The sequence below is a fragment of the Halanaerobium congolense genome (assembly GCF_004366375.1).
Taxonomy (GTDB): Bacteria; Bacillota; Halanaerobiia; order Halanaerobiales; family Halanaerobiaceae; genus Halanaerobium; species Halanaerobium congolense.
Window position 1 is genome coordinate 43356 of sequence record NZ_SOEF01000022.1, and the last position, 11608, is coordinate 54963.

An 11608-nucleotide genomic window follows, 5' to 3' on the forward strand; every position below is an offset into this window, starting at 1 on the left:
ATAATTTTAATTCAGATTGAGCTTGACAAAAGATCTTTTATAAGATAAAATTATTAAAAATCAAGTGATAATTAAAATTAAAAAATTAAAAACATTGATCAGGGAAAGTAATTAAAAATATTTATCTCAGCGAAGCGGGGTTAGTGAGAGCCTGCCGATAACTATTTTAATGAAGTTCCCCTGTGAGTTGTCAGCTGAACTAAAAAGTAAGCTTGAACCGGAGGTCTACCGTTATCCAGACAGATTATCGGAAATAATTTAATTCCTGTAATTGCTGAGTGGGCTTTTTAGCCAAAAAGATTGGTACCACGAGAATAACAACCCTCGTTCTTTAATTAGAACGGGGGTTTTTTGCATTTTCTGGTGAGTTTCTGGGAAGATTAGATAGACTGGCAGCTATTTTATATGTTTAAAAATTAATTTCCAAAAATTGGTTTCGTAAACGGCAGCTGCACAAAAAAGGAGTGAGTAGATGAGTAGTTTAGAATATGGATATTTAGGACCACCTGGAACTTTTAGTGAACAGGCAATTTCAACTTATTGTAAAAAATATGGAGGTGAAACAACTGCCTATCCCTCAATTAGGGATCTTGTAGAAGCTGTAAACAGTGATCGAGTTGACCTTGGTCTACTGCCTTTAGAAAATTCATTAGAGGGATCGGTAAATTTAAGTCTAGATTTACTATATCAGAATTCAGAATTAAAGCTTTATCGAGAAATAATCTTACCCATTTCCCACTATTTATTAGTTCAAAAGGGAACTGCAAAGGCAGATATTGAGGAGATTTATAGCCACCCACAGGCAATTGCTCAGTCTGGTGATTATTTAGCTGAGAAATTTAAAAATGCTAAAATTATTTATACAGATAGCACTGCAGCAGCAGCAGAAAAAGCTGTAGAGGCCAAAAATAGAGCTGCAGTTGGGTCAATCAGGCTTTCAGATATATATGAATTGGAAGTTATTGAAAAAAATTTGCAGGGGAATCTGCCAAATTCTACTCGATTTGTTTTGGCAGCAAAAAGAGATAAAGATTTTTCTAAAAATAATCATTTGGGAGAATTAGCGGAAAGTGATTTTAAAACATCAATTATTTGTGCACCTAAAGTTAATGAGGCTGGAGTTCTTTATCGGATGCTTGGAAAATTTGCTGAGGAAAATATTGATTTGACGAGGATAGAATCGCGACCAAGTCGTCAGCGTTTAGGAGAATATATTTTTTATATTGATTTAAAAGGTTCTGCTGCTGATGAACAACTGAAGTCTGCTCTAGCAGAGGTAGAAACAATGTCTTCATATTTTAGACTTTTAGGTTCATATCCCAAAACAATAATAGATTAATTATGCATTTTGAAAATTGAATAATTGGGCGAAAAAGCAGTATTTTTATTTGACAGAACTAAAATTGCCTGCTATAATATTCATTAAATAAATAAATTCATTTAAAAACTTTGAAAGAGGACCTAGTAAGCATCAAGCCGAAATACACCTCTTGAGTTGCCAGCTGAAAGGAAACAAGTAAGCTTAAAGGCCGTCAGCCGTCGTTACCCGGTGCGGAAGTGTTGGCTTCCAGTAGAGATAATCTGTTATTTAATGAGATTAAAACAGGTGGTACCGCGATATCAATCGCCCTGACTAAGGGGCGATTTTTTGTATTTTTAGAGGTTTTTTAACAATTATTTAAGGATTTGAAAATGGATGTTGATATTGAATATTTACAAAAGATAGTTGTGTAAACGGTAGCTGCACATTAAAAGAGGAGAGAGGAGAATTTATTATGATAGCAGTATTAAAAAGAAATGCAAGTCAGGAAGATAAAAATAAGGTGATTGAAATAATTCGAGGCGAAAACTTTGAGGTTCATCCAATTCAAGGAGTAGAAAAAACAGTAGTAGGTGTTTTGGGAGATCCTGCAAGAAGATCAAACTTAAAAGAAAAATTACAAACTCTTGGAGCAGTCGAAAAAGTTGTACTTATTTCTGATCCCTATAAACTAACAAGTTGGAATTTCAAACAGCAAAAAACAGTTATTGATTTAGGTGATGGTGTTAAAGTTGGTGGTTCGGAATTGACAGTAATGGCAGGACCATGTTCAGTCGAAAATAGAGATCAGATCATAGAAACAGCCAAGATTGTTAAGGCTGGAGGAGCCCAAATTTTACGTGGAGGTGCTTTTAAACCAAGAACTTCACCTTATTCTTTCCAGGGTTTAGGTGAAGAAGGATTAAAATTGATGGCAGAGGCTAGAGAGGAAACAGGTCTTAAAATAGTGACTGAGCTGATGGATGTTGAGCACATTGATGTTGTCTGTAAATATACTGATATTATTCAAATCGGTGCCCGTAATATGCAGAACTATTCACTTTTAAAAGAGATCGGAAAATTAGATAAACCTGTAATGCTCAAACGAGGGATGGCAGCAACTATTAAAGAGTGGTTGTTGGCTGCCGAATATGTAATGAATAACGGCAACCATGATGTTATTTTATGTGAAAGAGGAGTTAGAACCTTTGGCGAGGAAACAAGGAATACCATGGATCTTAGTTCGATTCCTTTAGTTCAGCAGCTGAGTCATCTGCCGGTAATTGCTGATCCGAGTCATGGTACTGGACGCTGGGAATTAGTAACTCCTGTTGCCCGAGCTGCAGTTGCTGTTGGAGCAGACGGAATTATGGTTGAAGTTCATCCTGATCCCCAGAATGCACTTTCGGATGGACCTCAGTCCTTAAAACCTAAGAATTTCCAACTGATGATGGATGAAATAAATGCCATTTCTAAATCTCTGCACAACTTTGAAACTAAAGAAAGAAGAATTGCATATGCTTAAATTTAAAAAAATAGCAGTTGTTGGAATTGGCCTGATCGGGGCTTCAATGGCTGCTGCTTTGAAAGAATCTGATTCAGAAATTGAAATAACTGCTGTTGATAGAAGTGCAGAGAGTATAAAAAAAGCAGAGAAATTAGGCATTATTGATCAGGGATTTACAGAGATTAAAAATCACTTAAGTGCTTGTGATTTAATTTTTATTGCGGTTCCGGTAGCAGCAATAGCTTCGGTTATTAGAAAGATCAGGGACGGCAGTCAAAAAAAACAGCTTCTGATTGATCTCGGTAGTACAAAAAAAGAAATTATGCAGCAGGCAGCAGAAATTTTAGCTGGAACAGCAAAAATATTTATTGGGGGCCATCCAATGGCTGGATCCCACAAATCAGGTTTAGATTGGCATCAGGCTGACTTATTTAAGGAAGCACCTTTTATTCTTACCCCCTGGATTCAAGCCGATAAAAGTTCACTGGAGCTGAGTGAAGCTTTAAAGGGATCGGGAATAGAGGTAGAGCTTCTGAATAAACTACGGGATTTAATTGAGAAGACAGGCGCCAGAGTTCATATTATTTCAGCTGAAGAACATGACCGCTGTACAGCTTATTTAAGTCATCTGCCTCATCTTTTATCTTCAGCTCTGGTTAATTTAAGTTCTGAGAAAGATTTTACAGATGATTTTTTACAGCTTTCCGGAAGTGGTTATCGAGATATGACTAGAATTGCAGGGAGTTCACCAGAATTATGGCAGGATATAATAATTTCTAATAGAGGAAATATAGCAGAATTAATTGCCAATTATATAAATGAATTAAAAGAACTGCAGTTAATTATAGAAAATAATGAAAAAAATAAGATTTTAAATTTTTTAGCAAATGCAGCAGAAATCAAAAATAAAAGTAGAGAGAAACGAGGAGGAAACAATGAGTTATCAAGTTAATCCAGCTTTAAAAATTAATGGCAAAATAAAAGTTCCAGGTGATAAGTCAATTTCACATCGGTCCCTGATTTTGGCTTCAATAGCAGAAGGTGAGAGTAAAATTGAAGGACTGCTGGAAGCAGAAGATTGTTTGAGTACAATGGGAATAATGCGTGATTTAGGAATAAAAATCACAAAAGAAAATACAGGGAATTATACAGTTCAGGGCAGAGGTCTTAATGGACTGCAGGAAGCTGATAATGTTCTAGACTGCGGGAATTCGGGTACTTCAATGCGGCTTTTAGCCGGGCTTTTGTCATCTCAGGATTTTTATTCAGTTCTAACAGGTGATCACTCACTGCGAAAACGTCCAATGCAGCGAATAATTGGCCCACTCTCAAATATGGGAGCTGAAATCTGGTCCCGGAAGGATGGCTTGGCTCCACTTAGTATTAAAGGTCAAAAACTGCAGAGTATGAATTATGAACTTCCTGTTGCTAGTGCCCAGCTTAAATCATCTATTTTACTGGCAGCTTTAAAGACAGAAAGCGAAACAGTAATTGTTGAACCTGCAGTTTCAAGGGATCATACAGAAAGAATGCTCAAAGGAGCCGGTGTGGATTTAGAAATAAAAAAAGATAGAATAATTTTAAAAGAGGCAGCAGAAAGAAAATTAAGTCCCTTTAATATTAAAGTTCCTGGAGATATTTCTTCCGCAGCTTTTTTCATAGCAGCAGGTCTTTTAGCAGACAGCGGCAGTCTTTTAATTAAAAATGTAGGTATTAATCAGACTCGGAGCGGCTTCTTAGAAATAGTTGAGGCAATGAACGGAAAGATTGAACTTTTAAATCAAAAAGACGAGGGAGGGGAACCTACAGCAGATATTTTGGTTAAAGCATCTAAATTAAAGGGTTGTGAAGTTAGTGGTGAGATTATCCCCCGCTTGATTGATGAAATTCCTATTATTTCTGTAATGGCAGTTATGGCAGAAGGTAAGACTATAATTAAAGATGCAGAAGAATTGCGAGTTAAGGAAACTGATCGGATTGCTGCTGTAGTCAAGGAATTTAAACGTTTAGGAATTGAGATCATAGAAAATCCAGATGGGATGGAAATTACCGGTGTACAAAAAGTTAAGGGTGGAATTGAAGTTGAAAGTTACCATGACCACCGGATAGCAATGTCACTGGCAGTTCTAGCTTTAAATACTGAAAAGGGAATAACAATTAATGGTAGTGAAATTATTTCTACTTCTTTTCCAAATTTTAAAGAACTTTTAGCAGAGGTGAGAGGATGAAAAAAATAATAGATAATATTGCAGATGGAGTTAAGGAAATGAACCGTTATCAGGCTGGTAAAAGTATAGAAGAAGTTCAAGAAGAATATGGTTTAGAAAAAATAGTTAAACTTGCTTCAAATGAAAACCCTTTGGGGCCTGCAATTCAGGTGATAGATACAATTCAGTCCGAGGCAAAAAATATTTCGCTTTATCCTGATTCAGACAGCAGAGAGCTGAAAAAGGCTCTTTCAGAAAAATATCAATTAGATAAGGAAAGAATTTTCTTAGGTAATGGATCAGATGAGATTTTAGACCTTTTGATGACTTTAATTTTGAATCAGGGTGATGAGGTGATTCAGGCTGATCCTGCCTTTATTAAGTATGAATTAGCTGTTAAGTCTCGGGGAGGAAAAAGTATAAAAGTTCCCGTAGATACTGACTATAAGCATGATCTTAAAGCAATGGAAGCAGAAATAACTGATAAAACTAAGGCTATTTTAATTTGTAACCCGAATAATCCGACCGGAACAATGCTGAAAAAAGAAGAAATCGAGTCTTTTTTAGAGAGAGTTTCAGATGAAATTTTAATAATGGTTGATCAGGCTTATTTGGAATACATAACAGCAGAAAGTTATTTTGATGGGATAGAACTGCTGGAAAAGCACTCTAATTTAATGCTGATGCGTACCTTTTCAAAAGTATATGGGCTAGCTGGAATGAGAATTGGCTATGCTTTAACAGATCCCCAGCTCGTAGACTATTTGAATCGAATCAGAGGTCCTTTTAATGTTAACCGATTAGCTCAAAAAGCAGCAGTAACTGCTCTCGAGTCACAATCTCATGTAGAAATCTGTCAAAATTTAAATGATAAGGAAAAGAACTTTCTTTACCAAAAATTCGAAGAATTAGAATTGGAATATATAGAAACTCACGCAAATTTTTTAATGGTGGACACTCAAATGCCGGCTGCTGAAGTTTTTAGAAAACTGCAGCAGCAGGGGGTAATTATTAGACCAGGTAATCAATTCGGAATGGACAGCTGGATCAGAGTTACAATTGGGACTCGGGCTGATAATGAATATTTTATTAGAAAATTAAAGTCCGTATTAAAAGAGGGGGAATAATTGATATGATAGCTGTACTTAAACATGGATCAACTAAAGCAGATGAGAAGAAAGTAATTAAGTTAATAGAAGCTGAAGGTTTTACTGCTCACCCTGATACAGGAGCAGAAACTACTATTGTTGGTGTTGTTGGAGCTGCACCTGATAAAAAAATTAATTTGAAAGAAAAGCTGCAGGTGATGAGTGTTGTTGAAAAAGTAGTTGTCATTTCTGACCCCTATAAACTAACCAGCTGGAATTTCAAACAGGATAAAACAGTAATTGACCTAGGAGATGGGGTTAAAGTTGGTGGTGATGAGCTGACAATAATGGCTGGACCCTGTTCTGTAGAAAATAAGGAGCAGATACTGGAAACAGCAAGAATTGTTAAGGCTGCTGGGGCAAAAATACTGCGCGGTGGAGCTTTTAAACCAAGAACCTCTCCGTATTCATTCCAGGGCTTAGGTGAAGAAGGGCTGATGCTTTTAGCAGAGGCTAGAGCAGAAACGGGGCTCAAAGTAATAACTGAATTAATGGATATTGCCCATATAGATGTTGTCTGCAAATACGCAGATATTATCCAAATTGGTGCCCGCAATATGCAGAATTACGCTCTGCTTAAAGAGATAGGGAAACTGGATAAACCTGTTATGCTCAAACGAGGAATGGCTGCAACAATCAAGGAATGGCTGCTTGCTGCCGAATACGTAATGAATGAAGGTAACCACAATGTGATTTTATGTGAAAGAGGAGTTCGGACTTTTGGGGAAGAAACTCGAAATACTATGGATTTAAGCTCAATTCCTTTAGTCCAACAGCTAAGCCATCTGCCGGTGATTGCTGATCCAAGTCATGGTACCGGGCGCTGGGAGTTAGTTATTCCTGTTGCTAGAGCTGCAGCTGCAGTTGGAGCAGATGGGATTATGGTAGAAGTTCATCCCCATCCGAAAAATGCGCTATCAGATGGTCCTCAATCTTTAAAACCGGCTAACTTTAGGTTGTTAATGGATGAGTTAGATGCAATAACTACCTCTTTAAAAACATTTAAGGCTAGAGAAAAGAAAATAGCTTATAAATAAAATTGAGCAGTTATTAGTAATAGCAGCAATTCAGACTAAGTAAAAAAATGGAAAACAGAGAAATTTGAGGAGGTAGTTAAATGTTCGAATATTTAACAGCTGGCGAATCCCACGGGCCAAGGTTAACTGCAGTTATTAAAAATCTGCCGGCCGGGCTGAGGGTAGAAGTTGAAAAAATAAATGACGAGCTATATAGAAGACAGCAGGGCTATGGGCGCGGGAACCGGATGAAAATTGAGAGTGACAAGATAATTATTAATTCTGGTCTGCGCCATAAAGAAACTCTCGGAACACCTCTGAGCATGACAATTGAAAATAAGGACTGGCAGAACTGGTTAGAAGCTATGGCACCGGATAAAGAACGAGGTGCTGAAGTCGAGGCTCTTACTAATCCTCGACCAGGTCATGCAGATTTGCCAGGCGCTTTAAAATATAACCATCGTGATTTGAGAAATGTACTTGAAAGAGCCAGTGCCAGAGAAACAGCAGCCAGAACTGCAGTGGGAGCTGTTGCCAGACAGTTTTTAGAAGAATTCGGGGTTAATGTTTACAGTCATGTAGTTCAGATTGGAAATTTAAAAAGTGAAAACTGGACAGACTTAAAAGCTAAAAATCCAGAGAGTTTTAATGAGCAAGAAGCTATTAATAATTATTTTGAAAAACTAGATCAGACCCCTCTCCGCTGTGGTGACAGCACAAAAACAGAAGCCATGAAAAATTTAATCGACTCCTGGAGAGCTAATGGAGATTCGGTTGGGGGAGTTTTTGAGATTGTCGTGACTGGTCTTCCGGTAGGTTTAGGCAGTCATGTCCACTGGGATTTAAAACTGGAAAGCAAACTTGCTGCTCAGCTGATGGGTATTCAGGCGATAAAAGGTGTAGAAATTGGATCTGGTTTTAAAGGTGCTGGACTGCCGGGATCTAAAGCTCATGATGAAATTTATTATGATTTAAATAAAGGCTTTTACCGCAGCTCTAATCAGGCAGGTGGAATTGAAGGTGGAATGACAAATGGAGAAGAATTAATTATTCGACTGGCAATGAAGCCAATCCCCACCCTGGCGAAAGCACTTCATTCAGCAGATATAATTTCTAAAAAAGAAAGAACTGCAGCTAAAGAACGTTCCGATGTCTGTGCAGTTCCAGCAGCAAGCATTGTAGGTGAGGCTGTTACAGCTATAGTTCTTGCCCAGAGTACAGCTGATAAATTTGGTGGAGATAGCATCAAAGAAATCAAGCGTAATTATAACAGCTATTTAGAACAGTTAAAGAAGTTTTAATCTGATAATTAGTTGATTTTAATCTCATTTTAATAACCACTTATTATACTTTTTATAGATAAGCTGAATTTATTAGTTATTAGCTGATGTTTAACTAATAATTTCAGCAGTAATTATTAAGATTTTTATTTGAAGATGTTATAATTTAAAAAGGATGTGGTTGAAAATGGAAAAGAAAATTTTAGCTCTTATATTAATCATTGTTCTAGCGGTTCCTTTGACAGCTGCTGCACAAAATTCAAATCAGCCAGCAGATTCAAATGTTAAAAGTAAAACGGAAGCAAAAATCGTTGCCCGAGTTAATGGAGAAAAAATTACTAATCAACAATTAGCTCAGAAGACTAATCTGAATCAACTTTTAATGGGAATAAATCGAATTAGTCCACAGTTTGTTCAGACTCTAACTAATACAGAAAGTGGACAGAAGGTTCTGGCAAAATATAAGGAACAGCAGCTTGAGAGTTTGATCAATAATCTTCTATTACAACAGCAGGTAGAGCAAAAAGGAATTAGTTTGACTCAGAAAGAAAAAAATGAAATTTATCAAAAACAAAAGAAAGCAATATTAGAAAGAAACAATTTAAATCAGGAAAAATTTCTATCAATTCTTAAAAAACAGGGTTTTAAAACTGAAAAAGAATATAAACAAAAGTTCGTAAAAAATCCACAGTTAAAAATAAATAAATTAGTTGAAAAAGAAGTGGTTTCTAATCTGGAAGTTTCGGAAGCTGAAATCAAGCAGACTTATCAGGAAAATAAGGAACAATTCACTAAAAATGGTAAAACTCAACCTCTAGAAAAAGTTAAACCACAAATAAAAGAGATGTTAAAACAACAAAAAAGAAATAAGAAAATTAGTCAGTATGTTGAGAATTTAAGAGAAAAAGCAGAAATCGAAAAAAATATTTAATTAAAGCTCTTAAATAAAAATTATATATATTTCAGATCTACGAGTCCTGTCGTGAAAAGCAGGGCTTTTTACTTTTTTTAGTTATTGTAAATTGATTACTTACAATTAATTATATTTACTGGTATACTATTAAAGAGTAATCTAACACATATGGGAGGCATTATTGATGACTAAAGATCAAAAAAATAATAATTTATATCAGGCTAAAAATGCCTGGACAGAGATGGAAGAAGTAGAACGAAATGAAGTTTTTGCTTTTAATGAAAAATATGCTAAATTTTTAACTGAAAATAAAACAGAGAGAGAATTTGCAAGTGCTGCGGTTGTAGAGTTAGAAGCGGCTGGATTTAAAAATATTAATGAATATGAAAAATTAGAAAAAGGCGACAAATTTTATGTGGAAAATCGATCTCGGGCCTTACTGGCGGCAGTTATTGGTGAGAAAGATTTGAAAGAAGGTTTAAAAATTGTAGGAAGCCATATTGATTCACCAAGACTTGATTTAAAACCGAACCCACTCTACGAAGATGGTGAGATGGCAATGTTTAAGACCCATTATTATGGAGGAGTTAAAAAATATCAGTGGGTAACAATGCCGTTAGCTTTACACGGCGTGGTTGTTAAAGATGACGGTAGTCAAATTGAAATTAAAATTGGAGAAAAGGAAGAAGATCCAGTTTTCTTTATTAGTGATGTACTGCCACATTTGGGAAAAAAACAGATGAAAAAATCAATGACTGAGGGAATAAGTGGTGAGCAGCTAAATGTAGTTGTCGGCAGTATTCCTGTTGCTGATGAAGAGGCAAAGGATAAAATAAAAACAGCTGTTTTAAATCACCTGCAGGCTGAATATGATTTTAAAGAGGAAGATTTTATCAGTGCTGATCTGCAGATTGTTCCAGCATTTAAAACCAGGGATGCCGGTTTTGATAGAGCTTTACTTGCCGGTTATGGTCATGATGATCGTGTCTGCAGTTATACAGCGCTTGAGGCAATTTTAGATGTGCAGAATCCTGAATATACTTCAGTTCTTTTATTAATGGATCGTGAAGAAGTAGGAAGTATGGGCTCTACTGGAATGCAATCTCATTTCTTTGAAGATCAGGTGGCTAACCTGGTTGATCTTTATTATGATGATTATAGTGAATTAATTGTCCGCAAAGTAATGCAGAACTCCAAGGTCCTTTCAGCTGATGTTAGTGCAGCCTATGATCCTGACTTTGCAGAAGTATATGCTAAGCATAATTCAGCTTATCTCGGTAAGGGTATTGTTGTTTCAAAATATACCGGTGCTAGAGGTAAGGCTGGAGCTTCAGAAGCAAGTGCTGAGTTCATGGGAGAAATTAGAGGTATTTTCAATAAGGCTGGAGTAATCTGGCAGACAGCTGAGCTCGGCAAAATTGATGAGGGTGGTGGAGGAACTATTGCCCAGTTTTTGGCCAATTATAATATGGATGTAGTTGACTGTGGACCAGCTGTACTATCAATGCATTCACCTTACGAAGTTGTCAGCAAAGCAGATGTTTACCATTCTTATTTGGCCTATAATGTATTTCTAGAAAAATAAATTAATATATTGTGGGATCAGTAAAACCTTTTTCCCAGCTTAATTTATTTTTTAAAATGTTAATTGCTTAACTTTAATTAAAGTTATATCGTATATAATAAATATGATAAGCTAAAATCGAAATTTATATTGACTGCCAACAAGTGAAGTTAATAATTAATAAAACTCAAGGAGTGATATCTAATGGCAAAGATAGACCAGGAAGAAAAAATTAAAATCAAAGAATTGTTCACTAAAAATTTAAAAGACGAAGTTAATTTACTTTTTTTTACTAAAGAAGATGGCTGTCAGTACTGTGGAGATACAGAGGAAATCTTAAAAGAAGTAACTGAACTTGATGAGAAAGTAAATTTTGAAACTCATTTATTAGGCAGCAAAAAGGCGGCTGAATTTGGTATAGATAGAGCTCCAGCAATTATTTTTTTAAATAATGATGGACAGGATAGTGGAGTTCATTTTTATGGGATTCCTTCCGGTTATGAGTTCACTTCTTTAATTGAAGATATTTTAGATATCTCTGACCAAGAGAGAATAGATTTGGCTGATGATATTAAAAACCTGAATTATTCATAGCAACCACGAAATAAATTATCAGTCCTAATATAGCAACATTCTATCAAAATATTATTTTCACCCGGTGGGTGAAAGATTT

10 protein-coding genes and 1 other annotated feature are annotated in these 11608 nt (G+C 35.9%); all 10 genes read left to right on the forward strand.

From position 1 onward, the window contains the following. The first annotated feature begins 85 nt into the window (after positions 1-85). Positions 86-334 (forward strand) — a binding site (T-box leader). Positions 335-472: 138 nt separating this feature from the next. Then, on the forward strand, positions 473-1339 hold the full coding sequence (gene pheA, locus C7954_RS08970) for a prephenate dehydratase (RefSeq protein WP_073158502.1): 867 nt from the start codon (positions 473-475) through the stop codon (positions 1337-1339). A 436-nt stretch (positions 1340-1775) separates the two neighbouring features. Then, positions 1776-2825 (forward strand): 3-deoxy-7-phosphoheptulonate synthase, encoded by a 1050-nt coding sequence (gene aroF, locus C7954_RS08975; RefSeq protein WP_133505591.1) that lies wholly within the window; start codon positions 1776-1778, stop codon positions 2823-2825. Beyond that, the gene (locus C7954_RS08980; RefSeq protein ID WP_089716732.1) at positions 2818-3759 is read left to right on the forward strand and encodes a prephenate dehydrogenase; all 942 of its coding nucleotides are present in this window, start codon (positions 2818-2820) and stop codon (positions 3757-3759) included. The genes aroF (C7954_RS08975) and C7954_RS08980 overlap by 8 nt, the downstream gene beginning before the upstream one ends. After that, positions 3743-5035, forward strand: a complete 1293-nt coding sequence (gene aroA, locus C7954_RS08985; protein ID WP_133505592.1) for a 3-phosphoshikimate 1-carboxyvinyltransferase — start codon at positions 3743-3745, stop codon at positions 5033-5035. Before C7954_RS08980 ends, aroA begins: the two co-directional genes overlap by 17 nt. After that, positions 5032-6141, forward strand: coding sequence for a histidinol-phosphate transaminase (hisC, locus tag C7954_RS08990; RefSeq protein ID WP_110300669.1), 1110 nt, complete (start codon positions 5032-5034; stop codon positions 6139-6141). Before aroA ends, hisC begins: the two co-directional genes overlap by 4 nt. A 5-nt stretch (positions 6142-6146) precedes the next feature. Then, complete coding sequence (gene aroF, locus C7954_RS08995; RefSeq protein WP_073158514.1) at positions 6147-7199, forward strand: 3-deoxy-7-phosphoheptulonate synthase; 1053 nt, start codon at positions 6147-6149, stop codon at positions 7197-7199. Between the two features lie 80 nt (positions 7200-7279). Then, entirely contained in the window at positions 7280-8479 is a 1200-nt protein-coding gene (aroC, locus tag C7954_RS09000; RefSeq protein ID WP_073158516.1) for a chorismate synthase, read from the forward strand. Between the two features lie 166 nt (positions 8480-8645). Beyond that, positions 8646-9389, forward strand: coding sequence for a SurA N-terminal domain-containing protein (locus C7954_RS09005; protein ID WP_073158519.1), 744 nt, complete (start codon positions 8646-8648; stop codon positions 9387-9389). 166 nt (positions 9390-9555) lie between these two features. Continuing rightward, a complete protein-coding gene (locus C7954_RS09010; RefSeq protein WP_073158522.1) occupies positions 9556-10956 on the forward strand; it encodes an aminopeptidase in 1401 nt (466 codons plus the stop codon). 183 nt (positions 10957-11139) lie between these two features. Then, positions 11140-11529 (forward strand): thioredoxin domain-containing protein, encoded by a 390-nt coding sequence (locus C7954_RS09015; RefSeq protein ID WP_243833665.1) that lies wholly within the window; start codon positions 11140-11142, stop codon positions 11527-11529. The last annotated feature ends 79 nt before the right edge of the window (positions 11530-11608 follow it).